Raw genomic sequence first — 24,390 nt, 5'->3', positions numbered from 1 at the left:
AGAACTTTAGACAACGCTAATGCGAGAATTCATCTTTGCTTTATTAGGCTTATGCTTAAGCGCCTTGCCAAAGCTTCCTAAGATACCAAATGGGTTCTATAATATCAAGTCAAAGATTCAGCAGCTACATAATGATCTCACTGTTCAAACCGAAACAACCAACTGAAGAACAAGTGCTTCTGGGTAAGCAAAATCCTAACCGCGTTCGTGATCACTTAGCCAATGAAAGAACCTATTTGTCATGGATGCGAATGGCGATCGCTCTTTTAGGTGTTGGTGTAATCGTGGTGAGGTTACGAATTTTAAAACCGCCAATGATGCCTTCGGTTGGCAATGGCTGGAAGTTGGGTTTGGCTTTTGCAGTGATAGGAATGTTGACTGTTTGGCTATCGACCTATCATTACTTTGCAGTGCGGAATGATATTGATACAGACACTTTTGATCCCCCCGATCGCTGGGTAGTTTTGTTTAGTTTGGCGATTACACTGATTGGCGCAGGGGTAATCTTTTACGTGTTTGCTGCCCCATTAGAGCAATTGAATTATATTATTCCTGAGTAATGGAATGATATAGGCAGCAGATGACAAGGCTCAAGGCTATTTCGTATCTATCACCGAATTTATTTTGGTTGTATCAAGAAGTTGTACAAGCGATCGCAAGGCGATGTGATTGCCTTATTGAATTAATTGGTGCAACTTGCGATCCCCTTGATGATCCTCTATTAGAGCATGATCAAGTTGATATCGCTTTTATCTGTGGATTGCCGTTAATTCGCCATAACCGCATTGCTAAACAACCTCTAGAAATATTAGCTGTGCCTGTAATGCAAGGCGATCGATATCAGCAGCAACCAATTTATTTTGCTGATATTGTTGTTCGTGCAGATAGTAATTTTTATGAGCTTGGGGACTTAGCAGGAAGTCGGTTTTGCTATAATGATCGTGGTTCTAATAGTGGCTATAACTTAATACGTTACCGAATTTTGCAACATCTAAAATCTCAAACTTTACCCGCTAATCATCAGTTTTTCCAATCATCACAAGCATCTGGTTCCCATCAAAATTCTCTTCAGTGGATTGCATCTGGGCTTGCTGATTGCGCGGCGATCGATAGTGTAGTGATGGCAGCAGAGTTGCGACAGTTTCCTAAACTTGCTCAATCTCTGAGAGTAATTGACTCAATTCCTTCTCCAATACCGCCAATCGCGATTTCATCCAGACTTTATGATCAACTTGGCGATAAATTTATTCAAGAAATGCGCCAACCTTTAACCGAACCTGATCAATCTTTACGCGAGGCGATGCAACTAGCGGAGGTGAGTCATTACACAACTGCGAGTATGGATGATTACGCAGAGATTGGTTTTGCTTATGATGTGGCGATCGCCACAAATTTCAATATTTTATAAAAATAGCAAGTGCAGCTTAGCTACACTTGCTATTTTTTATGAAGCTATCGCCTCATAATTTCGGCGATAGTGATTGTTAATAATCACTTCACGGTGAGCATCTTCAAATATTTGCTCAAACAGTTGACGCTGGGTATTACTACCCCCAAGCTCTTGCAGTCTGGTCAAAATGGGCTTAAATTCCTTGCGGGCTTTTTTATAGTCACAAATAGCATGAGCGATCGCTCCTCTCGCAGCAGGTAAAGCAACCTCTCGCCAAGTCTTTTGGTGACAGAGTTGAGCATCATGGGCATAGCTTTCCATACTAAATAACATTTCTCTAGCTACATCCATCCGATTAGTACGGGCTAGAGCGTAGATATAATGCAGATCTTGAAAGGGAAGAGAATGTTCATGGATACGCTCAAATAGATAATGAGCAACCTGTTCCCAGCGATCGCCGACATCAATCCCACTTAATTCAAGACGTAGAAGCAAAGAGATTGCGCCTACTTGATCCTTTGGCGATCGCTTAGTGGCTTTACCCCAAATATGTCGATCAAAAATAGATAGAACATGGCGAATTTCTCCAAGGGCAAGATAGGAGAGCGCAACGTGCCACCAGTTATGGGTATAGAGCATCGAGTTGCAAGATTCCCAAGTGTCGGCAAAACTTTCCATCCATGTAATCCCCTCAAGATAACGTTTTTGAGTTTCCATGACATGAATTACGGCGTGTTGCGCCCAAGGGTCGGCGCGATTAATTTCGAGGGCAAAACGAGCAAGGCGTTCTGCTTGAGCAAGGTGATGACTTTGCTCTAAGCCAAAAGCAAGCATTCCCATGAGGTAATGACTACCCACATTGGCATCAAGAACGGAACCTGCTACGGAAGTTAAACCTGACTTATTACCTGTATAAAAGTAGTGATATTGGGCTTGCTGGACTGCCAATAGGTCTTGAGGATACCTTGTGACTATTTCTTCACAATGGAGAATTGCTTGATCGATTTTGCGCTCAGCCCATGCTTCCGTTGCAAGTAAATGTAATCTTTCTCTTTCATTAGCATCTGTAAAATTCTTTCTCGCTTGCACAAGATAAGAATTAGCAGTCTTCGCATCGTTGGCGTTTTCTTGGGATAAATAGTACGCTGCGGCAAAGGTATTTGCTAAGACGCATTCAGGATCAGCCGAGATCGCTCCTAAAATGCAGGCTTCCGCAAATTTCCCATAGCTCAAACATTGTTCAGTATATGCATTGATGGCAGTGATGGTTACTTGTGAATTAGTGCTGATAGCAAGTCCTTGAACAATGTTGAGCTTAGTGTTGAGCATGGGAATACCTGCCTTATTTTTGGCTAAAACCTAAATTTACGTTATCTTGATGTGTTTACCGTAGATTAGTTTGACTAGTCATTGAAAGTCAAGTTATCTAGGAGACATTTCGGCATAAAATTTCGCCAAATACCCTTGCAATTTTGGTTTGAAAACGTTGATTGTGGGTTAGTTTCAAAAATGGGCGCTTAATTTCTAATTGCTGAAGGCGATCGCTTTTGAGTTCAGTTTCTGGCTCACCATCAATATCAGGCTTAATAACGGTAACTTTGCGTAATATATCCAATTGAAATTCTTTCTGCACCATTAATTCGGAAATGGCGGCGGCTCGCACACTGCTTTCTAGGGCAGCTTTCACCATTTCACCACTACTCAACACCAGCATAATTTCTAACCTTGATAACTCAACGCCCCAGTCTAATAATGCTTGTTCAAAAACCTGCTGTGTTCCTGAACCCGATTCGCGCATTACCCAAGCGGTTTCGTACAGTTGCGTGAGGGTGATTTCAGGATGCTCATACCAAGGATGTAACTTACCAACGACAATCACTAGGCGATCGCTGCCAATCTCCTCGGATTTAAGCACCTTTTGCAGAGAGGGCTTTACATCAGCTTCGATCAGTCCCAAATCAAATAACCCTGCGGCAGTTCCATCACAAATTTCTTCAGTATTTGCCAAGGTGCATTTGATTGAAATATTAGGATATTGTTCTTGAAATTGACTGATTTTTGCGGGGAGCCAATAGTTGCCGATGGTCAGGCTAGAGCCTAGTTTTAACTCACCTCTTTGCAAATCATTTAGCTCACGTAGTCCGCGTTCCATTAACTTTACGCGATCGAGAATGTCTTTAGCTTCTGTTTGGAGCAACAGTCCTGCATCAGTGATTTCAATGTGGCGACCGATGCGATGAAATAATTTCACACCAAAATATGTTTCTAAACTCTGCACCGCTGCACTGACAGCAGGTTGTGTAATATAGAGTTCTTCGGCGGCGCGAGTAAAGTGTAATTGTTTGGCAACTTCTAAAAAAATCCGTAATTGTTCGAGCGTCATTCAATCTTGCTGGAGCGTCAAAAGTTAGTGAAAAGCATCTTACATCACTCTCAAACAACGCTGATTAACCGTGAATAGTAGAGAGAACTGTGGCGTAAAGTATCTCTCTCTTTGCTATACTTCTACTGGCTATTAACTTGAGAGAAAATATGGAATGGATTATTGGTACGGTGGCGATCGCAATTACTGCTTTTACTGCCACAAATATCGATGACATTCTCATTCTTACGATCTTCTTTGCTCAAGTTGATGATAAGTTTCGTCCGCGTCATATTCTGATTGGCCAGTATTTAGGTTTTGGACTAATTCTCTTAGCAAGTTTACCAGGGTATTTTGGTGGTCTGATTATTGACCCTAAATGGATTGGACTTTTAGGGCTATTACCGATCGCGATCGGGATTAAGCATTTATTTCAAAAAGAAGAAGAAGTAACTGTACAAACTTGCGCGATTTTTGAGCAGGGAAAGTCGTCTCTGATCACCCCGCAGACTTATCATGTGGCGGCTGTCACCTTTGCCAATGGCGGCGATAATATTGGCATTTATATTCCTTTATTTGCGAGTAGTAATGCAGTTAGTCTCTCAATTACACTTGCTACTTTTGGGGTTATGATCACAGTCTGGTGTTATGCGGCTAAAATTATCAGTAATCATCCTGCGATCGCTAAATTCTTAACAAAATATAGCGACGCGATCGTGCCTTTTGTCTTAATTGCGCTAGGTATTTACATCCTCTACGAAAGTGAAACCTATCAACTACTGCCTTTCGTTAAATCATGATTCTTCAGAAATTTCAATATTTTTGCTTGCAAGCTGTTCAATAAAAATCTTCAAGCTAGGATTTTCTGGATAAAGTCTTAATAGAGAACTGTTATTAGCATATTCCATAGATATTTTCTGATAATCTTTATAGTCCTTTCCTTGCTTAATCTCAGGAAAAACTTTACTCAAGATGGTGTGACAGTCAATAGTTGCTGATCTTGCTTCTTGACAATGTAAAGGAAGTAGCCAGCATTCTATTGTGTGAACCGCGAGTGCAAAAATAATCTTTTCGGCATACTGATCATAAAAATCTTCACCAATTATTTCTCTAAACTTATCTATGACTCCTTCAATCAAATATTCGGGTGAAATTAGTTGACCATTCTCATCTTGTTGAGGTATACCCAATTCTGAAGAGATATCAGTATCTATATGAATAATGACGTATTCATTAAGATCAAATACTGCTTTAAATTTTCTTGAACGACAATAGTTTTTTACTTCTCCATGCCCTCCATTTTTACCAACTTTTGCTGGCTGAAGCCAGTTGACATTAATATCTCGATCATTAAAATATCCTACTAAGATATTATTGATTACTTTCTGATCGGTTATTCCTTCGGCAATTCCTGCAAATGTATTCTTCGGATTATTCATATTAAAAGTTGTTAGGAAGTCCTCCAATATAGCCATTCATAAAAGCTTCTGATAATGGTACAGGATCATCGTCATCTAATGGTTCAGGTGCATAGACTCGTTTGGCTTTTGTATGCCCGTCAATGTTGCGATAAATCGTAAAAAGCCTTTGTTCATCATCATGTAAATCTAACCCATCTAAGATCGCAGGATTATGAGTTGTGAATATAACTTGCTTATCATATTTTTTTGCCAGTTCCACTAATTCTTGAATTAGTCTTGTGCATAGCTTAGGATTTAGTGCATTTTCTATATTGTCTATAGCAAAAAACTTGGGTGTATCATCGCTGACAAATAATGCGAAATAAAACATCAAAAATAAAAAGCCTTCATTAGAGCTTCTTTGATTAAAGTAAGGTAATCCTTTATCTAAATATCTATCTTTAATTTGAATAGTTCTCTCTATGTCAGAATCTTGATGTATTTTAAAATCATCAAACCAATCTATTAATTCAAGTCTTTGTTTGATCTCATTAATTTTATCTGAATTACTATTTAAAACCCTTAAAAGTTTAAGCAAACCTTGCCCTTTAGTTCCTAATGGTTGAATTTGTCCTTCTTCTTCAAAAGTTCTCAAAAGAAAATTTTCAGGCGAATATATTAAAAAATCTTTGATTACTGAGCTTCCTTTTCTTTCATCATTAGTATTTAGATTAAAAACATATTCGTTGATTACATTTTGAATTAATTCTTTTGCAGTTTCTGTTATGGAATCTACATGATCTAATGTTTTATTATCGCTAATTTTAATTTTACCTGCAATAATCTCAGTCTGTAGATCTTTCATGAAATCGGATAATTTCTCATATGAGTTAAGTGTACTAGTATTGATCCAGCTAGAATAGGCTTGATTGTCGTGTTGTAATATAAACTTAAAAACAGTTTCGTATTTTACTTTTAAATTTATTTTGATCTCTTTTGTCACATTCTCTCTATCAAAAGCCGAGCGCATAAATTCTGGTTCAGTAACTCTAATCCCTCTAGGAGCTAAAAACTCATTATCTAACTTGTTACCTGCCGCCGCACCCGCTAAAGCGATCGCTTCTAAAATATTGCTCTTACCACAACCATTCTCACCAATGAACACATTAACCCGACCCAAATTTATCTTGAGACTTTGGATAGACTTATAGTTCTCGATTTGAACTTCAGTAAACATAGGACTTTGACTTAGGTGAGCAAACGCGATCAGCTTAGCTATAGCTTAGCATTCACCTTGGTTAAGTAACCACCAGCGATCGCCCAAAAGATTGCCAATAACCAACCACCGAGAATATCACTGGGATAATGCACACCTAAATATAGCCTTGTCCAAGCGATCGCTATAAACCAAACTCCACCCGTAACTAACCAAATTAATCGCCAATGTTTTTGAGGAATCAGAATTGCGATCGCAATTACGAGACTCATACTAAGCATCGCATGACCACTGGGAAAAGAGAAGTCGGGTTGTGGTAGAGGGGAAATCCATACATCAGGGCGATGACGATGAAATAGAAGTTTTGCAAGAAAGGTAATTAAGCCGCCACCGCCGATCGCCAGCCAGATATGACCTAGCGATCGCCATTGTTTCCGCCAGACCAACCCAATACTCAGGAAGAAAGCACTAGCCGTGATGCCTCTGCCGCTAGCGCTTTGGGTCAATGCGATCGCAATTTTATCTAGTTCTAGGCTTTGGGAATTATGGATTTTTGCGAGAATTATGCTGTCCCATTGAGTAATTAATGGCAAAGTATTTATAGCGATCGCTAATAAACTAAAGGCAAGAAATGACGAGAGAATTCCCCCCAAGCTTTTACTAATTTTCTCTTGTAATTTAAATATGGATAGTGGCAGATAATTAAACATAAACAGCGAAGTGAAATGAATTAAATTGGAACTTGCTAAGCAGAATGGATTAATTTCCAGCTAACCGTAATTAAGATCACAAAAATTAAATAGCGTAAGGCACGTTGGGGAGCGTGTTGGCAAAGTTTGGAACCAAGCAATACCCCTGGAACGGAACCAATCCAAATCGGAATCACAATATGCCAATCGACAGTACCAAGGCTAAGGTGTCCGAGGGATGTGAAGCCTAATAAAATTGCGGCTTGAGTAATATCAGTTCCCACTAACTTTCTTGAATCTAGTTTAAAGAAGGTCATTAACACTAGAGCAAATAAGGAACCTGAAGAAACACTGGTTAAGCCTACCATGCAACCCAAGACAAACCCGACAACTACCGTTTTGACTTTGCCATTTACAGTTTCCAAATCAAAGGTAGGTAGACTTGGCAATGATAAATCGGGCGCAAAGTTGGCGAGCAATAGCTGCGCTAAACCTGCAACGGTGACAAATAGAATCATCGTACCGATGGAAGGTAAAAGAAAACTATCTAAACTCCATCCATAGGATTGGAGTAAATGCAAAATGAATACTCCTAATAAAGCACCTGGAACACTGCCCGTAGCCAACCATTTCACCACCGATAAATCTACGGTTTCTTGCCGCCAATGGCTAATACTTGCCACAGCCTTCATCATCGTGGCGGCGACAATATCCGAACCAACAGCGATCGCCGCAGGTACATTAAACACAAAAATCAACATTGGCGTAATCAAGGAAGCGCCACCAATGCCCGTTAATCCTACAACTGCACCAACAACAAAACTAAAGCCCGTAAGCAAAAAATAATTCATAGTTGAACCTCAATCGGTAAAATCGCGTTGAGGTCGAGAACATGAAAATAAACTAGCGCCACAATCACGGCTGTGTAAGCTGTGGAAGTCAGCACTCCAGAAAAAATTTCCTGACTGAAACTCCGCTTCTTTCCCGTAGTTTGCAAAATATCCTTTGTCCCCATCTGCATCAGGACGATACCCACCAGATTTGATAGCCAATAGCCTGCGATCGCAGCGCCAAAAAACCAATCCGATCGCCAAAGTGAAATCACATAGCCAAATCCATAGGCGATCGGCAAATTAATAATCAAGTCATTCCACCAGCAAAGCGGTGACAGCAGATAACCCACCACCAACAGAATTCCCCCCTTAATTTTTTGAAGAATCCCCGCCTTGTTACCGTTGTTTAATTGGTTGTTAGTAGGGTTTTCAGTGGTTTGCACCTCACAATTTGGCTCAAGCGGTGCGATCGCTAATTTTGCTGTATGTAGGTTTGCAGGAATTTCAATAGTTTTTGTGACTGGCTGACTTGTCATAAATCTACGGTATAGTCATGTAATTACCGTATTTTATACTAAATAGCTACATTTGATACAAATACTTAAAATAAAAATGAGAGTCAGTCTAAAGGGCTGACTCTCATTTTTGGGATGCAAAAATTGAATTTTGAGGAACAACTATTTTTCAGAATCATTAGGTAAACTCTCTCGCTTCTTCTTAGTCCAGCCAACTTTTAGCGATCGCTTCTCTCCCAATGTGTGCAATTTGACTTTCCGATGTACTCGTTTGACTCCACTGAGAGTGAACAGCGTTAGAAAAGCGCCAAGTAAACTCACTTGCCACAAACCACAACCCGTTGCTGCCCCTAATGCTGCTGCAACCCAGACTGTAGCCGCCGTCGTTAAACCTCTTACTTTAGGATTGCTGCGATCGGAACTTGGTTGCAAAATTAAACCTGCTCCCAAAAATCCTACGCCCGTAGATACACCTTGTAGCGTCCGACTTAATGCATTAGTAGTTGCAAAGCTAGAATCACCTTCTGCTTGCAAAGGAATCATCACAAACAAAGCAGCTCCCATACTAACCATCATGAAAGTTCGCATTCCTGCGGATCTGCCTCCTTTCTGACGATTAAAACCAATAATTCCACCTACGATCAAGGCTAAAACCAGACGAAATGACAACTTCCAGAAATCATGGGAATTAACAAACATTTCTTCCATCAAAATTACCTCAATTTTTTATGCAATAGAAAAGCGGCGCTTTGCACCGCTTTTCTATTTTTAGGTTTAACAGCAAATGCGAAATACTATGCCAATGGACGCTCTGCACCAGTCTCTACAGGCAAATCGGACTGACTATATTCTGTCCAAGAACCTTCATATACTCTAACCTTGGGATAGCCCAATAGATGCTTTAAGACCACATATTGCAAAGATGCTTCGCGACCTGTGGTGCAAGTGACAATAATATCCTTGGACTTATCAATCTTTTTCTCGTCAAGAATCTTTTGGATTTCGGCTAGAGGCTTGAGCTTGTGAGGATTTTGAGGATCGGTGAAGGTCGGCCAAGGGATATTTCTCGCTCCAGGGATGTGACCATTGCGAACGAAGAGATCAACTTCGCCAGCAAAAGCATTAGCGGGACGAGGATCGATAAATCTTACGTCTTTCTTATCAAGCAAGTCTTTTACTTGGGCAAGGGTAACACGGATATTTTTTTGATCATTGACGTTGAGTTTGCCTGTTTTATATTTAGGAAACTCTTTGGTGAGAGGTTCTTTAGCATCTTTGTAGCCATTAAAGCCACCATCTAGTACGGCAACCTGTCCTTTAAAACCAATCCGCTCTAGAGCATAGGCAATTTGGCTAGAACCGAGGATATTATTACCTTCGGAGTAAACCAAAACTTTGCTTTTGTCATTAACTCCAGCCTTGGCAAGTAAATCACCAAGCTTATCAGAGTCTAAAAGCTGTACTGGTAAGCCGTCTTTAGGCACACGAACAAGGTTATCCGCAAAGTTAACGGCATTGGGAAGATGTTCTTTGAAATAGTCGAGGGGATTCCACCGCACATCTAAAATCCGTAGGTTGGGATCATTGGCATTCGCTTTTACCCAACTTGGCGGAACGAAGGAAATCTTCGTTGCAGAACTTTGGGCAAGGATGGGGGAGTTAGAGAAGAAGGCGATCGCAACAACCACAGACATAATGACGGCGGCGATAAAGGCGAGAGGTTTAAACTTAAATCTGAGCGACTTTGCTCTAGAATTTCTGCGGATCATAGTCATGGTGTTTAAATTTTGGGGAGTAAAAGCTTACCTAGCTTTAATCTACTATATTATCGTGTAGATGCCGTATTTTATGTTATCAGATCAAGACCAATTCCCCGTAATGAGTGCATACCCATTTAAAAACTGCTGTATGAGAAAATATCTTTAGCTTTTACTAGGGAAAAACAATGATTGCGATCGCTAACTACTTTTCTGCTGATGAATATTTGCGATGGGAAGACCAGCAAGAAGAAAAGCATGAATATGTTGACGGATTGATCTATACAATGGCGGGAGCCAGTGAGAGTCATATTGTGATTACTGATAATCTCACGACAATTCTTGTGCCTAAATTTCGAGGTAGTCAATGTAGATCTTTTTCTTCAGATATGAGGGTTTATATAACTGCACGAAATCAAAATATCTACTACTACCCCGATCTGCTAGTGACCTGTGATGAACGCGATCGCATTAATAAAAAACACAAAAACTATCCCTGCCTAATCATTGAAGTGCTATCAGAATCTACAGAAGCAAAGGATCGTGGGGTGAAGTTTGCCCATTATCAAACTATTGAGTCTTTGCAGGAATATGTATTAGTCAGCCAATGGGAACAACGAGTGGAAGTGTTTCGCCGCCGCGATCGCAAATTTTGGTTACTACAGACCTACACGACAGATGAAGCTGTTGAACTTCAAAGTATTAATATCGAAATTCCTATTGACGCAATTTATGAAGGTGTCGATTTTACTGGTTAAAAGAGAAGGCAGCGCAAAGCGCAACTTTCTCTTTTAGGGCAAAGCTCTAGGAAGATTACTCTCAATCAAGCGATTGATATCCAATACCTTAGTATTGCTTTCTCCCACAATTAGAGGGAGATTACCATTCCACTTATCGATCGCTTGTTTTTGTAATAACTCAGGCGATAGTGTCTCCCGCAAAATACGCTGGGATTCTCCCTCACCGCGTGCGAGATTCACCTTTGCTTCTGCTTCTTTAATCGCTTTCAGGGCAATAAAATCCGCCCGCTTTGCCTCCTGTTCGGCAATTTGTTTTGCTTCGACGGCATCACGAAACTTTGGCGAAAAATGCACATGAACTAAGGAAATATCATCGACAGCGATGTTGTAGCCCGATAGTCGATTAGTGAGCAAAGTATCCACTTCATCCTTAACATTGCCACGCTTGGTGATAATTTCTTCGGCAGTATATTTCGCCATTACTGCCTTCAAAACCTCCTCTACAGCAGGATCAATGATGCGATCGATAATTGCCAATTTCTCCCCAATTTGTTGGTAGATCGTATTGGCATGGTCTGGGGAAATATGCCAATTGAGCGCCACATCGGTAAAGACTTCTTGCAAATCCTTAGATGATGCCTCGGCAGTAATTTCCTGCTTTTGGACACGCACACTCATTTTTTTGACGGTTTGCGCGATCGGGATGATCGGGTGAATGCCTTCCTCTAGAACCTGCGGCTGCACTTGCCCAAATTTCATCAAGACCCCACGCTCTCCCGCATTGATCACCACAAAAAATGAACACACAAAAGCGGTCAAGATCATTAGCCCTGCCACAAATTGAAACATGGCAAAATCCGCCGCTTTGCGATCGCGTTGACGCTTAACTTGTTGATTAATCTGCACAGGGTTGGGGGAGATTTCGGGAGCTTGTTCGGGTATTTGCATACAGGTACTTAGCAAGATCGCAGCTAATTTACTGTAGTTTACCGTATAATCTACGGTAAATACATAGACATAACGTATTTTTAATGCTAGAAATATTTTAAGTTACATAATTTTGATGCTGTGAGTCACAATGAGCATTCTGGTTCAAGATATTACCAAGCAGTTTGGCGATTTTTTAGCAGTTGATAACGTCAGTTTGAAAGTAGAGAGTGATTCTTTGGTGGCTTTGCTAGGTCCATCAGGTTCAGGTAAGTCAACCCTCTTGAGAATAATGGCTGGTTTAGAGGCTCCAGATCGCGGTCAAGTTTGGATTGAAAATGAAGACGCAACTTATCGATCAGTGCAAGAACGTCAGATCGGTTTCGTATTTCAGCACTATGCTTTGTTTAAGCATTTGACAGTGCGTGACAATATTGCCTTTGGCTTAAATATTCGTAAGGCATCTAAAAGCCTAGTTAAACAAAAGGTTGATGAATTGCTGGACTTAATCCAACTGAGGGGATTGGGCGATCGCTATCCATCTCAACTATCGGGCGGTCAGCGTCAGCGCGTAGCCCTTGCGCGATCGCTAGCGGCTCAGCCCAAGACTCTCCTACTCGATGAACCTTTTGGCGCATTGGATGCGAAGGTGCGAAAGGAGCTACGCACATGGCTTCGCCAACTCCATGAACAAGTTCATGTGACCACAATTTTTGTAACCCATGACCAAGAAGAAGCGATGGAAGTCGCTGATCGCGTGGTAATTATGAATAATGGCAGGGTTGAACAGATTGGTACACCAGCCGAAATTTATGATAATCCTACTTCGGAATTTGTGATGCGTTTTATCGGTGAAACCAATGTTATCTCAGGTGCGCGTCGCCATTTCCCCGACCTTGAAATTGCAGATCATCATCAAGTATTCTTACGTCCTCACGATCTGGCGATTAGATCCGAACCAGAAGAAACCTTTGCCCCTGCAACTGTCAACTATGCCTTTAATCTTGGTCGTGAAGGTCATGCGGAATTGCTACTACAAGACAATCAAAAGCTCGTCGTCAAACTAGATCGCGATCGTTTCGACAGTCTCTCTCTGCATCCTCACAAAGAAGTCTATGTCAAACCTCTAAAAACCAAAATCTTTGCTGAAGTTGCTTAGCCAAAAAACAAAAAAGCACCCTCAAAGGGTGCTTTTTTGTTTAAATCTCATAGTGCCATTGTTCGGTAGACTCTGCTAAAAATCTGAGCTTGCGCCCTTTACGGGATAAGAACCCAATCTTTTCAAGATCATTAATAATGCGGGTGACCGTGACGCGAGTAGAGCCGATTAATTCCGCAATTTCTTGATGGGTTAATTGCAGGCTAATCAGCTTGCCATGGCGTTGATCCTCTTCGCCAAAGCGATCAGTTAGCCAAGCTAATAACAACCTTAAAGCCTCATCCTTAGCTCGACTATGGGCAATTTTTAACAAAAACTCACTGGTTTGATTGCGGCGAATGATTGAATCAATATGATCTCCCCACTGCGATCGCGGAATTTCGCTTAACTGCACATCCGTTAAGCATTCCATTTCATGAGGATGCAAGTTAGATAATTCACTGCCAATTAGATCACCCTCAGCCCATAACCCTGAGCAAATTACTTGACCATCCTCATTCCATGTGAGCGATCGCACCACCCCTGACTCAATTTTCCAGAGATAGTTAGTTCTACGGGGTAGCATTTCACGACGCTTATAGGTAATGCCAGTGGTCTTTTCAAGATAAATCATCAGATACCCTATCGACAAACAGTAGATTTTATTTGTATTGCGTTGAAAAGTATTGTATCTTACTAAGTACGGTATTCCCACGAAGTTACCGTATTTTTATTAATTTCTACTTTTTGCTCTCCACAGAGTCCTCACCCCCCAACAACTTTTATGAAAATTGCTCAAAATATCACGCAACTCATCGGCGGTACGCCCCTCGTTGCTCTCAATAACATCCCTAAAAAAGATGGTTCTCTCGCCAAAATTGTTTTGAAATTAGAGAGTATTAATCCTTCTTCTTCAGTTAAGGATCGCATCGGTTTAGCGATGATTGAGGATGCGGAAGCTCAAGGCTTGATTAGTCCTGCCAAAACTATATTGGTGGAACCAACTTCGGGTAACACAGGAATTGCCTTAGCAATGGTGGCGGCGGCTAAGGGATATCGCTTGATTTTAACGATGCCTGAAACTATGAGCTTAGAACGCCGAGCTATGCTCAGAGCCTATGGTGCAGAGCTAGAGTTGACCAATGCTAGTGAAGGGATGCGTGGCGCAATTCGGCGGGCGGGAGAAATTGCTAACTCTACGCCCAATGCTTATATGCTGCAACAGTTTAATAATCCAGCCAATCCTGCCGTGCATCGGCGTACTACTGCCGAAGAAATTTGGAATGATACGGATGGGCAAGTGGATATTGTGATTGCGGGTGTGGGAACTGGCGGCACGATTACTGGGGTTGCGGAAGTGATTAAGCAGCGTAAACCGAGTTTTAAAGCGATCGCTGTAGAACCTCTCAACAGCCCCGTCTTGGCGGGTGGTACACCAGGGGCGCATCGTATTCAGGGAATTGGGGCAGGATTTATCCCCCAAGTTTTACGCACGGATTTGATTGACGAAATTATTGGTATTTCTGATGATGAGGCGATCGCCTATGGTCGTCGTTTAGCCCGTGAGGAGGGTTTGCTCTCAGGTATCTCTTCAGGGGCGGCTGTGGCGGCAGCGATCGCGGTGGGTAAGCGTGAAGAAAGTCGCGATCGCTTAATAGTGGTAATTCAACCAAGTTTTGGTGAGCGCTATCTTAGTACACCTCTATTCCAAGAACCTGAATTTGCGACTGCTACTTCTACTAGATAAAAGCATTCATCTCTAAATCAATTAATACTGTGCTACGCACAGTATTAATTGATTTTAAAAATATCTATAAACCGAGTCTAGAAAACCAATGGAACTATCTTGTAAGGTGGATTACGCCTGTATTGCTCTGATGCAATTAGCCATACGGCATGGACAAGGACAACCAATTTCTGTTAACGAAATTGCCCATAGTCAAAATATTCCTATTCGCTACCTCGATCAAGTTATGGGAATGCTAAGGCGAGCAGGGATTATTCATAGTCAAAGGGGAGCCAAGGGCGGTTATCACCTTGCTCAAGAACCTTGGCAAATTAAGATTATTGATGTGGTGATTGCTCTCAATGGTAACGACTATAGAGAATCTCCAAATAATTATCAAACTACACCTGAGAAAGCTGTAATTTTGGATATGCGAGAGATGGCTAGAAAAGGTGCTGCTGATGTATTGAGCAATCACACCTTAGAAGACTTAGTAAGAAAATGTGAAGAGAAAAAACATTCAGATGTAATGTTTTATATTTGAACTTCCCCCAAAAAAAGAGCGGCGCTAAGCGCCGCTCTTTTTTTGGGGGAAAGTTATAGAGACGTATTGGGTTCACTATTGTCTTCCCAAATTTCGATGTCAAGGTCATTGAGATAGGCGATCGCGGTTTGAATTTGGGAAATATTACCCTTGAGGTCGAGATGGAACCAACCACTACCAGCGTTCACACCCAAGGTTGCAGAAACAATATTTACAGTTACACCATGCTGGGAAATTAAGTTGGAAATTACAGGCTCACTGTGTAAATCTTCGGGGATGCGAATCTTGACATCTTTAGTCACAGGGCGAGTATCAATAGTCATCACATTAAACTCCTTGTAGTTAGGATTTTATACTGTGTGGCGCAGAGCGCTACACAGTATAGCTATTCGCGTTCATTAGGATTGTGGGTTTTACGTTCCAAGATCTCCTTGAGAACTAAGGTAACAACAGCTAGTAGAGCGAGTAAAACTGCTGCTGAATAAGCGACTTCATTCTCATAGTTCTTATAGGCTTCCTCAACAAAAAGAGGCAAGCTTTGTGTCTTTGCAGCTATATTACCAGATACAACCGAAACTGCACCAAACTCGCCCATCGCTCTGGCATTAGTCAACACCAATCCATAGAGCAAACCCCATCGTATATTGGGAATAACAACTTTCCAGAAAATCTGCCAGTCATTAGCTCCAAGGGTACGTGCCGCCTCTTCCTGTTCAGTTCCCATTTCATCTAATACGGGAATAACTTCACGGGCAATGAATGGCATACTCACAAAGATGGTCGCGAGCAACATCCCTGGGAAGGCGAATACAACTTTGATGTTGTTCGCTTCGAGAAATGAACCAAACCAACCGAGGCGACCATAGAGTAGCACGATCATCAAACCTGCCACCACAGGCGAAATCGAGAAGGGCAAGTCGATAATGCTAAGTAATAATGCTTTTCCAGGGAATTTATTACGAGCGATCGCCCATGCCGCACTCAAACCAAAGATCGTATTTAGCGGTAAAGCAACAACTGCTAAACTTACGGTTAGTTTAATTGCCGTAAGAAAATCTTCACGTTTAAAAGAATCTAGTAATGGTGTTAATCCTTTGGCAAAGGCTTGGACAAACACATTTGACGCAGGAATTAACAGCACTAAACCCAAATATAAAAAGGCGATTCCAATTAAGATTTTAGGAGCAATACTCTTTTTTTCTTTTCTTTGTTGAGATTCAGGTAAGTCTTGAGAATAATTACTTGCAGTGTTATTCAGATTAGCCATATTTTCTACTCCAAGCTTGTAATAAATTGATGGCAAGTAGGCTCACAAAGGAAATAGCCAACATCACCACACCAATCACGGTCGCTCCCACATAGTCGTACTGCTCTAGCCTCTGAAATATCAGAATTGGTGTAATCAAATCTTTAAAAGGAGTATTAGAGGCAATAATTACGGTGGAGCCATATTCACCGACAGCGCGGGAAAAGCCAAGAGCAATCCCTGTCAAGATCGAAGGCGTAAGCGGTGGCAAAATTACTTTAATAAAAGTTTGGATTTGTGATGCGCCCAATGACCAAGCTGCCTCTTCAATTTCCTTTTCTAAATCGGTGAGTACAGGTTGTACTGTACGCACAATGAATGGCAGAGAAATAAAGGTCATTGCAACGAATACACCAAGGCGACTGAAGGCAACTTTGATGCCTAAAGGAGCAAGTAGGGAACCTAACCAACCATTGTCGCTATAGACAGTGGCGAGGGTCAAACCAGCTACGGCAGTGGGTAAAGCAAAGGGTAAATCAACTACGGCTTCAAGGAAGCGTTTGCCAAAAAAGTTATAACGCACAATTACCCATGCGATCAGCGTGCCAAAGATGCCATTAATGGCGGCGGCGGCGAAGGCGGTGACAAAGGTAATTTCGTAGCTAGAGAGGGCAAGGGGAGATGTTGCAGTTTTCCAGAAGCTATCGAAAGGTTCGCTAGCAGCTTTGGTGATTAAAGATGCGATCGGTAAAATCAGTAGAAATGCGAGATAGGTAAAAGTGATTACCCATGTCCAAGGAATTTTGGAGATGAACTTTAGAATAGGATTAGTTGTCCTTTTCCTTTCATTCCTTTCAGATGAAGCTATTGTTACCATATGTTCTATTTCAAAAGCTTGGGTACGATAAACAAGGGACTAATTAATGTCCCTTGTTTAAGAATCACTAGTCTAGTTAACTTCTAGCGCTTGATTTTGGCTTGAATTTGGTCAAAGGCTGCACCATCTGCAAAAAATTTCTTATTGATGGCATCCCAACCGCCAAGATCTTTAACTGTAGATAGGTCTTTAACTGTTGGATAAAGGTCAACAAATTGCTTTTCCTTGGCTACAGTTTCATCGACAGGACGGAAACCAACCTTAGCAAATTCGGTTTGTGCTTCAGGAGAATACAAGAATTTGACGAAGGCTTCAGCAACATCCTTAGTGCCATGCTTGGCAACATTCTTATCAACAACTGCGATCGGATTGTCGATAGAGAAGTTGACCTCAGGAATTACATAATTAACCTTAGTTCCTTTTTGAGAAGCAAGAATGATCTCATTCTCATAGTTAATTAGAGCATCGCCTTGACCTTGCTTAAAGAAAGCATCGGTGGCTTCTCTCGCATCTTTAGTCAGAATCGGAACATTGGTATATACCTTGGTTAATGCTTCTAAAGCCTTTTCATCACTACCACCCTTTTTAACAGCAGCATTCCAAAGTGCAAGGAAGTTCCATCGAGCTACACCTGACGTTTTAGGATCAGCCGTAATTAGGCTAACGCCATCTTTCTCTAGATCTGACCAATCTTTAATATTTTTAGGATTGCCATCACGAGTCACAATTACAGGCACAGACTTAGAAACAATGCCATCATTGGGATATTCTTGTTCCCAGCCTTTGTCGATTAGTCCTGCCTTTTCGATTTTACTAGTATCAGCCGCTAGCGCCAGATGGACAATATCGGCTTCAAGTCCATCAATGACTGCACGAGTTTGAGAACCTGAACCACCATAGCTTTGTCTAAAGGTGACTTTTTGATTTTGTTCCTTTTGCCATTTTTCGACAAATTTAGGAATAATTGCTTCGTGAGCCTGTTTAGTGACAGCAAAGGATACAAGAGTTAGTTCAACATCCTTTTTTGGTTCACCTGCGGGGGCTGCTGCCGTGGTTGCTTGACTGCCTGTAGTAGGTGCTTCTGTGGTGGCGGTGCAGGCTGCCATAGTGACGCTGATGAGTGCGCCTGCGAGGAAGAAAGAAATAAATTTACGTCCAAATTGACGATTTATGATGCTGAATAGATTTGCGATCGCATTAATTTGCGATCGCAGCTTACCTAAAGGATGTTGTTGCCTTGAACTCATGTGTTTATATCTCCAAGTTTTAATCTACGATATCTTGGTGGGATTACCGTATTTAAATACCATACAATAACTTTGGACAATGTACAAACAAAATTCACGGTTTGTACGGTGTGTATTTGTAGATTGTCTGAAATTGAGTAAATTTGAATAGTTTTCAATGTACGCGATGAATATCCACATCTCATAGATATTAATCGCGTACATTTTTTCAGTTATTACGGATAGAAATTTCAGTAAAAATACCTTGTTTAAGACTCAAACATATAAATCATCTAAACCCCTATGTATAAACCGTATATTTGTTGATTTTATGCAATTGTTTGTGTAATACTCTCTTAATAACTACGATTTCACCGTGTATTTACCGTAGTTTAGAAATAGGAGATCTTCGTGCAGGTTTTTTGGTTTATTCCTACCCATGGTGATGGACGCTATCTAGGAACAAGTATTGGCGGACGCTCAACCGATCTGAGCTACCTTCAACAAATCGCTCAGGCAGTCGATCGCCTTGGATATGTGGGCGCACTTTTACCAACGGGGCGCTCCTGTGATGATGCGTGGGTAGTCGCCTCATCGTTGATTTCGGTTACGCAACGCATGAAGTTTTTGGTTGCTGTGCGTCCGGGGCTAATGTCTCCAGGGGTAGCGGCAAGAATGGCGGCAACTTTTGATCGCCTATCAGGTGGTCGGTTATTAATTAACGTCGTCACAGGCGGCGATCCTGTGGAATTAGCGGGCGATGGCTTACACCTCGGTCATACAGAAAGATACGAATTAACCGATGAGTTTTTAACCGCTTGGCGTGAAATCTGTTCGGGAACTTCTGATTTCAAAGGTGAATATTTAGATATTCGCGATGGCAAATTGCTATTTACACCAGTACAAAAGCCCCATCCTCCTCTCTGGTTTGGCGGCTCTTCAGAAATTGCCCAAAAAATAGCTAGCAAGCATATTGACACCTATCTCTCTTGGGGTGAGCAACCTGCACAGGTTGCCGAAAAAATTAATGCTGTTAAGAAACTCGCCGATCAAGAGGGAAGAGAAATTAAGTTTGGTATTCGTCTCCATGTAATTGTGCGTGAGACGAAGAGCGAAGCTTGGGAAGCTGCCAATAATCTGATTCGCTATGTTGATGAAGCATCTATCCAAAAAGCACAACAGGTCTATGCGCGGATGGATTCCGTTGGACAGCAACGGATGTCTCAATTACATGGCGGGAAACGTGAGAATTTAGAAATCAGTCCCGATCTGTGGTCAGGAGTTGGCTTAGTGCGCGGTGGTGCAGGGACGGCTTTAGTAGGTGATCCTGACACGATCGCTAAGAGAATGCAGGAATATGCGGATATTGGCATTGAGAGTTTTATTTTCTCTGGCTATCCTCATTTAGAAGAAGCCTATCGTGTTGCCGAGTTGTTATTCCCACGATTGCCTTTGGATCATGTTCCCGATCGCGATCGCCAAGTGATGACGGGACCTTTCGGCGAGATTTTGGCTAATGATGAGCTTCCCCAGACGGTTAAGCCCATTCAAAACAAATCTCCTTCCAAAGAACTTCAACCAACGGTGGATTAAATGCAGCATTCCTTTGATAATCCCATCGATCAGCCTAATAATCGATCGCCCAATAAATCTAGTAATTCCTCTTTTAAACAGCGATCGGGAAATGTTGTCTACAAAGTCTGGCGTGGCTTTTTGCCTTGGCTAGTACCAATCATTACGGTAATTGTTTGGCAGATTCTTTCGCAAGGAGGGGTAATCTCGGCAAAAGTTTTGCCTGCTCCCCTTGAGGTCTTGCAAGTTGGGATCAAGCTAACCCAATCAGGCGAGCTAGTCAAGCATCTAGCTATTAGTGGTACGCGGGCTTTTATTGGTTTTGCGATCGGTGGTGGTATTGGTTTTTTGTTGGGATTAATCAACGGTTCATCTGCGATCGCGGAAACTTTGCTTGATACCTCAATGCAAATGCTTCGCAACATTCCTCACCTTGCACTGATTCCTTTAGTCATTCTCTGGTTTGGCATTGGCGAAGAAGCAAAAATATTTCTCGTCATCATCGGCGTAATGTTTCCCATTTATCTCAATACCTATCACGGTATTCGCACCGTCGATTCAGGCTTAATTGAGATGGGTCGAGTCTATGGTCTGAATCCCCTGCAAATATTTGCAAAGATCGTGTTTCCGGGAGCTTTGCCTTCCATTCTTGTCGGTGTGCGCTTTGCCCTAGGGATCATGTGGTTAACTCTGATTGTTGCCGAGACGATCGCCTCGGATTCAGGGATTGGCTATCTGGCGATGAATGCAAGGGAATTTTTGCAAACCGATGTGGTGGTATTTGCGATTCTCCTCTATGCCTTACTTGGCAAACTAGCTGATGTCGCAGCCCGATTTTTAGAATCAATTTTGCTGCAATGGCATCCTTCCTATGCTTCGGCGTAAAGATTGCCCTCATCCCCAGCCCCTTCTCCCAGAACGGGAGAAGGGGAGTAAGACAGTTAAATTAGTTTAAACTTTTGGGTTCCCCTCTCCCTTAATGGGAGAGGGGCTAGGGGTGAGGGTATTTAGACATTCAATAACAATCTAGGAGATAAAGGCTATGACTGTATCTGTAGCAACTGTTGATGGAATCAGCTTAAAGGTTGAAAATCTAGAAAAAAGCTTTGGAAATCATACCGTATTGCATGATCTGAATTTGAACATCAATGCAGGCGAATTTGTGACGATTGTTGGTCGTAGTGGTTGTGGCAAAACTACCCTATTACGACTGATTGCAGGGTTAGAAAAGATTTCCAGTGGTCGTATCTTTCTTGATGATCAAATCACGACTTCTCTCCATCCAGAAATCAAAATCATGTTTCAGGACTCTCGTCTTTTACCTTGGCAAAAGGTACTCGATAACGTGCGTCTGGGACTAACAAAAGATTCACGCTCCAAAGCAATGGAAGTGCTGCACCATGTCGGATTAGCTCCCAAAGCGAAGGAATATCCATCCACTCTATCAGGTGGGCAGAAACAAAGAGTAGCCCTTGCTAGAGCTTTGGTAAGCAATCCTCGTCTACTCTTGCTAGATGAGCCTTTAGGCGCTCTTGATGCCTTAACTCGCATTGAGATGCAACGGCTCTTAGAAAATCTTTGGCAAGAGCAACAATTCACCGCTTTCTTAATTACCCACGATGTCGAAGAAGCTGTTGCCCTAGGCGATCGCGTAATTCTCCTCGAAGAAGGTCGAGTTGTGCTGGATGTGAAGATTGACTTACCCCGACCTAGAGCAAGGGGTAATGCTGAATTTGCTTCTCTCGTCGATCGCATCCGCGATCGCGTCATGGGAAATAATACAGGTCATCATGATTTTGACCTCCAGTTAAATGCTGCCTAAATCCATCAAATCTATTCCTCAATTTAATTTTTAATCTGAATTATGACTAATATTCTCTTGATCAATGGAAGTCCTTCTGCGCCTTCGCGATCGCAAGGCATTTTGGAGTACGCGATCGCCTTACTCAATGAACAAGGCGTAAAAACTGACCTGCTCTCGGTGCGCGATTTACCCGCCGAAGATTTGGTGTTTGGCAAGTACAACAGCCCTAACCTAGAGCCAATCAAGGCTTTACTAGCAGAAGCTGATGCGGTGATTATCTCCACCCCAATTTACAAGGCTTCCTATACTGGGTTACTCAAAACTTTTCTAGATTTATTACCGCAAAAGGCTTTATCCAACAAGGTAATTCTACCCATCGCCACTGGCGGCACGATCGCCCATTTATTAGCGATCGACTTCACTCTCAAACCTGTGTTAGCTGAGTTGGGAGCGCGTCATATTCTCGGTGTGGTCTATGCCGTGGATAAGCAAGTAACTTGGAGCGAGACCCAGACTGTGATTCTCGAAGAAGAAATCGATCAAAGATTGAAGAATTCTTTGGAGACTTTGGTCAAATCTGCCAAGCACTAACACACATTTTTCGCGCATTTTTTAATTTTACTCGTGAGGAGTCCATTTGATGTTTACAACTATTCTTTTTAGTCAATTTCAGAAATCGCCGATTCAAGCGCTTGCTAAACTCTCCGCATTTGTCGTTGGTGTGAGCTTATTTGCGTCAGGTTGCGCCCCTCAAGCTAACAACAATGCCACTACCACTTCTACGCCTACTACAGCCACAAGTCCAACCACAGCTACAAAAACTGATAGTCCAGCCCCAAGCGCTACAGGTGTTAAGCTGAGAATCGGTTTTCAAAAATCGGCAACGGTTCTTTTTTCCTTGAAAGGTAAAGGAACTTTGGAAACGGTTTTTAAAGCCGCCGATGGAACCGTTACTTGGTCAGAGTTTCCTGCGGGTTTACCAATGGTTGAAGCATTGAATGCTGGAGCGATCGATGTTGCCTATGTTGGTGAAGCGCCGCCTGTATTCGCCCAAGCAGCTAAGGGTTCCACTGTGCGCTACATTGCCTACGATCCCTATGGTGTTGAAGCTGAAGGTATTGTCGTTCATAAGGATTCGCCTATTCAGACCCTTGCTGATCTTAAGGGCAAAAAGCTTGCCGTGCAGAAGGGATCTAATGCTCACTATCTATCAGTAAAAGCGATCGAATCCGCAGGTTTACAAGTTAGTGATGTAGAAATTTCCTTTGTAAAACCCTCCGATGGTCGTGCGGCTTTTGAGAAAAAGAATATTGATGCTTGGGCAGTGTGGGACCCTTTTCTTGCGGCTGTGGAAGTAGACTCAGGAGCAAGAGTTCTCACCAGTGCTAAAGGACTAGCCCCCAATCGTGGTTACTATTTGGCTTCTAAGGAATTCATTGAGAAGAATCCTGAAACAGTAAAAACCTTCTTGAATGAACTCAAGAAAGAAAGTGAATATGTCAAGAAAAATCCCGCAGAAGTCGCTAAATTCCTTTCTCCTGCTCTTGGTGTTGATGCTGCCATTCTTGAAAAGGCAGAGAAACGCCGTGATTATGACATCCTGCCCCTCACTGAAGAAGTGATTACAAAACAGCAGGATATCGCTGATACCTTCGCCAGACTCAAGCTGATTCCTCAGCCCATCGTTGTGAAGGAAGCAGTTTGGGACTGGAAGTAAGACTTATTTTTTTCTTCTTTCACAAGATGTTAAAGATCCCCCCAGCCCCCCTTGTAAAGGGGGGAGAATATGATTTTTAATCTTCTTCCCCCTTTATAAGGGGGATTGAGGGGGATCGAAACCTCCAACCACGAGACAAATTCCCAATCATCAATTCCCAATCACCATGTCGATCTCCAATCTCAACATCAACACTCAACGCCTCATCACCGATGTTCTTGTCATTGGTGGTGGTACGGCTGGCACTATGGCAGGAATTAAGTAGCTAAGCAAAATTAATTACATAAGTTGAACCAAAGTCTCGAAGAACTTTTTCAACATAAGAGACTAAACTTTCCCAAGATTCATATGCATTGAGTTCAATCCACTCATACTTCATGAAACGCCACAAAATTTCAATCAAGTTCAACTGGGGACTATAAGGGGGTAACTGGAAAATCTCAACTTGCTGGTTCTTCCACTGCTCTAATTTCTCTTGAATCAGTTGACTGGTATGAATAGAGGCTTTATCCATAACAATCACTGTTGGCTTGGTAGATTGACGAGCAAAGTCATCGATACAAGCGAGAATGACTGCACTGGTGATACTGCGTTCAAAAACATAAGCAGATAAGTCATTGTTTCGATTCATCAAACCCACGACATTTAACCTCTTACTGCGTTGACTGGGTAAGCTTAAACCCGTCCCTTTCTCTTGCCAAGCATAGGGAA

The 24,390-nt window shown here is 42.0% G+C and carries 28 protein-coding genes; 12 read left to right on the top strand and 16 right to left on the bottom strand.

Annotation, left to right across the window (positions count from 1 at the left end):
- Positions 1-131: 131 nt before the first annotated feature.
- On the top strand, positions 132-560 hold the full coding sequence (locus H6F41_RS16450) for a YidH family protein (RefSeq protein WP_190404555.1): 429 nt from the start codon (positions 132-134) through the stop codon (positions 558-560).
- 20 nt (positions 561-580) lie between these two features.
- Positions 581-1,408 (top strand): phosphate/phosphite/phosphonate ABC transporter substrate-binding protein, encoded by an 828-nt coding sequence (locus H6F41_RS16445; protein WP_190404554.1) that lies wholly within the window; start codon positions 581-583, stop codon positions 1,406-1,408.
- 36 nt (positions 1,409-1,444) lie between these two features.
- Here H6F41_RS16445 and H6F41_RS16440 read toward each other — a convergent pair whose 3' ends face one another.
- Positions 1,445-2,719, bottom strand: coding sequence for a tetratricopeptide repeat protein (locus H6F41_RS16440; RefSeq protein WP_190404553.1), 1,275 nt, complete (start codon positions 2,717-2,719; stop codon positions 1,445-1,447).
- Between the two features lie 97 nt (positions 2,720-2,816).
- Entirely contained in the window at positions 2,817-3,773 is a 957-nt protein-coding gene (locus H6F41_RS16435; protein WP_190404552.1) for a LysR substrate-binding domain-containing protein, read from the bottom strand.
- Between the two features lie 149 nt (positions 3,774-3,922).
- Between H6F41_RS16435 and H6F41_RS16430 the strand changes: the two genes are divergently transcribed.
- Positions 3,923-4,552: a cadmium resistance transporter gene (locus H6F41_RS16430; protein WP_190404551.1), complete on the top strand. Its 630-nt coding sequence runs from the start codon at positions 3,923-3,925 to the stop codon at positions 4,550-4,552.
- On the opposite strand, the gene H6F41_RS16425 is transcribed toward H6F41_RS16430, so the two are convergent.
- From H6F41_RS16425 to H6F41_RS16395, 7 genes are all read right to left on the bottom strand, one after another.
- Complete coding sequence (locus H6F41_RS16425) at positions 4,547-5,191, bottom strand: phage tail protein (protein WP_190404550.1); 645 nt, start codon at positions 5,189-5,191, stop codon at positions 4,547-4,549. The genes H6F41_RS16430 and H6F41_RS16425 overlap by 6 nt on opposite strands.
- Position 5,192: 1 nt before the next feature.
- Positions 5,193-6,389 carry an AAA family ATPase gene (locus tag H6F41_RS16420; protein WP_190404549.1) on the bottom strand — a complete coding sequence of 399 codons (1,197 nt, stop codon included), beginning with the start codon at positions 6,387-6,389 and terminating at the stop codon, positions 5,193-5,195.
- A gap of 38 nt (positions 6,390-6,427) precedes the next feature.
- Positions 6,428-7,078: a phosphatase PAP2 family protein gene (locus H6F41_RS16415; protein ID WP_190404548.1), complete on the bottom strand. Its 651-nt coding sequence runs from the start codon at positions 7,076-7,078 to the stop codon at positions 6,428-6,430.
- A 35-nt stretch (positions 7,079-7,113) separates the two neighbouring features.
- The gene (locus H6F41_RS16410) at positions 7,114-7,908 is read right to left on the bottom strand and encodes a sulfite exporter TauE/SafE family protein (RefSeq protein WP_190404547.1); all 795 of its coding nucleotides are present in this window, start codon (positions 7,906-7,908) and stop codon (positions 7,114-7,116) included.
- On the bottom strand, positions 7,905-8,426 hold the full coding sequence (locus tag H6F41_RS16405; protein WP_242023076.1) for a hypothetical protein: 522 nt from the start codon (positions 8,424-8,426) through the stop codon (positions 7,905-7,907). Before H6F41_RS16405 ends, H6F41_RS16410 begins: the two co-directional genes overlap by 4 nt.
- Before the next feature lie 141 nt (positions 8,427-8,567).
- Complete coding sequence (locus H6F41_RS16400) at positions 8,568-9,113, bottom strand: MgtC/SapB family protein (RefSeq protein ID WP_190404546.1); 546 nt, start codon at positions 9,111-9,113, stop codon at positions 8,568-8,570.
- Positions 9,114-9,199: 86 nt separating this feature from the next.
- Complete coding sequence (locus tag H6F41_RS16395) at positions 9,200-10,180, bottom strand: sulfurtransferase (RefSeq protein WP_190404545.1); 981 nt, start codon at positions 10,178-10,180, stop codon at positions 9,200-9,202.
- Positions 10,181-10,350: 170 nt separating this feature from the next.
- Between H6F41_RS16395 and H6F41_RS16390 the strand changes: the two genes are divergently transcribed.
- A complete protein-coding gene (locus tag H6F41_RS16390; protein ID WP_190404544.1) occupies positions 10,351-10,920 on the top strand; it encodes a Uma2 family endonuclease in 570 nt (189 codons plus the stop codon).
- Positions 10,921-10,953: 33 nt separating this feature from the next.
- Here the strand turns inward: H6F41_RS16390 and H6F41_RS16385 are convergent, their stop codons facing one another.
- Positions 10,954-11,751, bottom strand: a complete 798-nt coding sequence (locus tag H6F41_RS16385; protein ID WP_199288810.1) for a prohibitin family protein — start codon at positions 11,749-11,751, stop codon at positions 10,954-10,956.
- 229 nt (positions 11,752-11,980) lie between these two features.
- Here H6F41_RS16385 and H6F41_RS16380 point away from each other — a divergent pair, with 229 nt between their 5' ends.
- Positions 11,981-12,988, top strand: coding sequence for a sulfate/molybdate ABC transporter ATP-binding protein (locus H6F41_RS16380; protein WP_190404542.1), 1,008 nt, complete (start codon positions 11,981-11,983; stop codon positions 12,986-12,988).
- 40 nt (positions 12,989-13,028) lie between these two features.
- Here the strand turns inward: H6F41_RS16380 and H6F41_RS16375 are convergent, their stop codons facing one another.
- A complete protein-coding gene (locus tag H6F41_RS16375; protein WP_190404541.1) occupies positions 13,029-13,601 on the bottom strand; it encodes a Crp/Fnr family transcriptional regulator in 573 nt (190 codons plus the stop codon).
- A gap of 150 nt (positions 13,602-13,751) precedes the next feature.
- Between H6F41_RS16375 and cysK the strand changes: the two genes are divergently transcribed.
- Both cysK and H6F41_RS16365 read left to right on the top strand, forming a co-directional pair.
- A complete protein-coding gene (gene cysK / locus H6F41_RS16370; protein ID WP_190404540.1) occupies positions 13,752-14,714 on the top strand; it encodes a cysteine synthase A in 963 nt (320 codons plus the stop codon).
- 88 nt (positions 14,715-14,802) lie between these two features.
- Positions 14,803-15,237, top strand: coding sequence for an RrF2 family transcriptional regulator (locus tag H6F41_RS16365; protein ID WP_190404539.1), 435 nt, complete (start codon positions 14,803-14,805; stop codon positions 15,235-15,237).
- 53 nt (positions 15,238-15,290) lie between these two features.
- On the opposite strand, the gene H6F41_RS16360 is transcribed toward H6F41_RS16365, so the two are convergent.
- The 4 genes from H6F41_RS16360 to H6F41_RS16345 form a co-directional block, all read right to left on the bottom strand.
- The gene (locus H6F41_RS16360) at positions 15,291-15,560 is read right to left on the bottom strand and encodes an NIL domain-containing protein (protein ID WP_190404538.1); all 270 of its coding nucleotides are present in this window, start codon (positions 15,558-15,560) and stop codon (positions 15,291-15,293) included.
- Positions 15,561-15,622: 62 nt separating this feature from the next.
- On the bottom strand, positions 15,623-16,504 hold the full coding sequence (gene cysW / locus H6F41_RS16355) for a sulfate ABC transporter permease subunit CysW (RefSeq protein ID WP_190404537.1): 882 nt from the start codon (positions 16,502-16,504) through the stop codon (positions 15,623-15,625).
- A complete protein-coding gene (cysT, locus tag H6F41_RS16350) occupies positions 16,497-17,360 on the bottom strand; it encodes a sulfate ABC transporter permease subunit CysT (protein ID WP_190404536.1) in 864 nt (287 codons plus the stop codon). Before cysT ends, cysW begins: the two co-directional genes overlap by 8 nt.
- Before the next feature lie 83 nt (positions 17,361-17,443).
- On the bottom strand, positions 17,444-18,607 hold the full coding sequence (locus H6F41_RS16345; RefSeq protein WP_190404535.1) for a sulfate ABC transporter substrate-binding protein: 1,164 nt from the start codon (positions 18,605-18,607) through the stop codon (positions 17,444-17,446).
- 390 nt (positions 18,608-18,997) lie between these two features.
- On the opposite strand from H6F41_RS16345, the gene ssuD reads away from it, so the two are divergent.
- From ssuD to H6F41_RS16320, 5 genes are all read left to right on the top strand, one after another.
- Positions 18,998-20,179, top strand: a complete 1,182-nt coding sequence (gene ssuD / locus H6F41_RS16340) for an FMNH2-dependent alkanesulfonate monooxygenase (RefSeq protein WP_190404534.1) — start codon at positions 18,998-19,000, stop codon at positions 20,177-20,179.
- On the top strand, positions 20,180-21,043 hold the full coding sequence (gene ssuC, locus H6F41_RS16335; RefSeq protein WP_190404533.1) for an aliphatic sulfonate ABC transporter permease SsuC: 864 nt from the start codon (positions 20,180-20,182) through the stop codon (positions 21,041-21,043). It abuts the gene before it with no gap.
- Between the two features lie 157 nt (positions 21,044-21,200).
- On the top strand, positions 21,201-21,980 hold the full coding sequence (locus H6F41_RS16330) for an ABC transporter ATP-binding protein (protein WP_190404532.1): 780 nt from the start codon (positions 21,201-21,203) through the stop codon (positions 21,978-21,980).
- A gap of 42 nt (positions 21,981-22,022) precedes the next feature.
- Entirely contained in the window at positions 22,023-22,553 is a 531-nt protein-coding gene (gene ssuE / locus H6F41_RS16325) for an NADPH-dependent FMN reductase (protein ID WP_190404531.1), read from the top strand.
- 49 nt (positions 22,554-22,602) lie between these two features.
- A complete protein-coding gene (locus tag H6F41_RS16320) occupies positions 22,603-23,679 on the top strand; it encodes a sulfonate ABC transporter substrate-binding protein (protein ID WP_190404530.1) in 1,077 nt (358 codons plus the stop codon).
- Positions 23,680-23,944: 265 nt separating this feature from the next.
- Here the strand turns inward: H6F41_RS16320 and H6F41_RS16315 are convergent.
- The coding region (locus tag H6F41_RS16315) for an IS630 family transposase (RefSeq protein ID WP_190401965.1) at positions 23,945-24,390 on the bottom strand (446 nt) is incomplete at its 5' end.

This window comes from Pseudanabaena mucicola FACHB-723 (assembly GCF_014696385.1).
Lineage (GTDB): Bacteria > Cyanobacteriota > Cyanobacteriia > Pseudanabaenales > Pseudanabaenaceae > Pseudanabaena.
Note: the sequence above shows the minus strand (reverse complement) of the source record. Positions and strands in the feature narration are given on the sequence as shown.

Coding starts and splice junctions, on each gene's coding strand:
- H6F41_RS16410 (WP_190404547.1), bottom strand. CDS start 7,908: ATGAATTATTTTTTGCTTACGGGCTTTAGTTTTGTTGTTGGTGCAGTT.
- cysK (WP_190404540.1), top strand. CDS start 13,752: ATGAAAATTGCTCAAAATATCACGCAACTCATCGGCGGTACGCCCCTC.
- H6F41_RS16345 (WP_190404535.1), bottom strand. CDS start 18,607: ATGAGTTCAAGGCAACAACATCCTTTAGGTAAGCTGCGATCGCAAATT.
- ssuC (WP_190404533.1), top strand. CDS start 20,180: ATGCAGCATTCCTTTGATAATCCCATCGATCAGCCTAATAATCGATCG.
- H6F41_RS16385 (WP_199288810.1), bottom strand. CDS start 11,751: ATGTTTCAATTTGTGGCAGGGCTAATGATCTTGACCGCTTTTGTGTGT.
- H6F41_RS16450 (WP_190404555.1), top strand. CDS start 132: ATGATCTCACTGTTCAAACCGAAACAACCAACTGAAGAACAAGTGCTT.
- H6F41_RS16320 (WP_190404530.1), top strand. CDS start 22,603: ATGTTTACAACTATTCTTTTTAGTCAATTTCAGAAATCGCCGATTCAA.
- H6F41_RS16430 (WP_190404551.1), top strand. CDS start 3,923: ATGGAATGGATTATTGGTACGGTGGCGATCGCAATTACTGCTTTTACT.
- H6F41_RS16380 (WP_190404542.1), top strand. CDS start 11,981: ATGAGCATTCTGGTTCAAGATATTACCAAGCAGTTTGGCGATTTTTTA.
- cysT (WP_190404536.1), bottom strand. CDS start 17,360: ATGGTAACAATAGCTTCATCTGAAAGGAATGAAAGGAAAAGGACAACT.
- H6F41_RS16420 (WP_190404549.1), bottom strand. CDS start 6,389: ATGTTTACTGAAGTTCAAATCGAGAACTATAAGTCTATCCAAAGTCTC.
- H6F41_RS16395 (WP_190404545.1), bottom strand. CDS start 10,180: ATGACTATGATCCGCAGAAATTCTAGAGCAAAGTCGCTCAGATTTAAG.
- H6F41_RS16390 (WP_190404544.1), top strand. CDS start 10,351: ATGATTGCGATCGCTAACTACTTTTCTGCTGATGAATATTTGCGATGG.
- H6F41_RS16360 (WP_190404538.1), bottom strand. CDS start 15,560: ATGACTATTGATACTCGCCCTGTGACTAAAGATGTCAAGATTCGCATC.
- H6F41_RS16365 (WP_190404539.1), top strand. CDS start 14,803: ATGGAACTATCTTGTAAGGTGGATTACGCCTGTATTGCTCTGATGCAA.
- H6F41_RS16425 (WP_190404550.1), bottom strand. CDS start 5,191: ATGAATAATCCGAAGAATACATTTGCAGGAATTGCCGAAGGAATAACC.
- H6F41_RS16330 (WP_190404532.1), top strand. CDS start 21,201: ATGACTGTATCTGTAGCAACTGTTGATGGAATCAGCTTAAAGGTTGAA.
- H6F41_RS16440 (WP_190404553.1), bottom strand. CDS start 2,719: ATGCTCAACACTAAGCTCAACATTGTTCAAGGACTTGCTATCAGCACT.
- cysW (WP_190404537.1), bottom strand. CDS start 16,504: ATGGCTAATCTGAATAACACTGCAAGTAATTATTCTCAAGACTTACCT.
- H6F41_RS16415 (WP_190404548.1), bottom strand. CDS start 7,078: ATGTTTAATTATCTGCCACTATCCATATTTAAATTACAAGAGAAAATT.
- H6F41_RS16445 (WP_190404554.1), top strand. CDS start 581: ATGACAAGGCTCAAGGCTATTTCGTATCTATCACCGAATTTATTTTGG.
- H6F41_RS16405 (WP_242023076.1), bottom strand. CDS start 8,426: ATGACAAGTCAGCCAGTCACAAAAACTATTGAAATTCCTGCAAACCTA.
- H6F41_RS16435 (WP_190404552.1), bottom strand. CDS start 3,773: ATGACGCTCGAACAATTACGGATTTTTTTAGAAGTTGCCAAACAATTA.
- H6F41_RS16375 (WP_190404541.1), bottom strand. CDS start 13,601: ATGATTTATCTTGAAAAGACCACTGGCATTACCTATAAGCGTCGTGAA.
- H6F41_RS16400 (WP_190404546.1), bottom strand. CDS start 9,113: ATGGAAGAAATGTTTGTTAATTCCCATGATTTCTGGAAGTTGTCATTT.
- ssuE (WP_190404531.1), top strand. CDS start 22,023: ATGACTAATATTCTCTTGATCAATGGAAGTCCTTCTGCGCCTTCGCGA.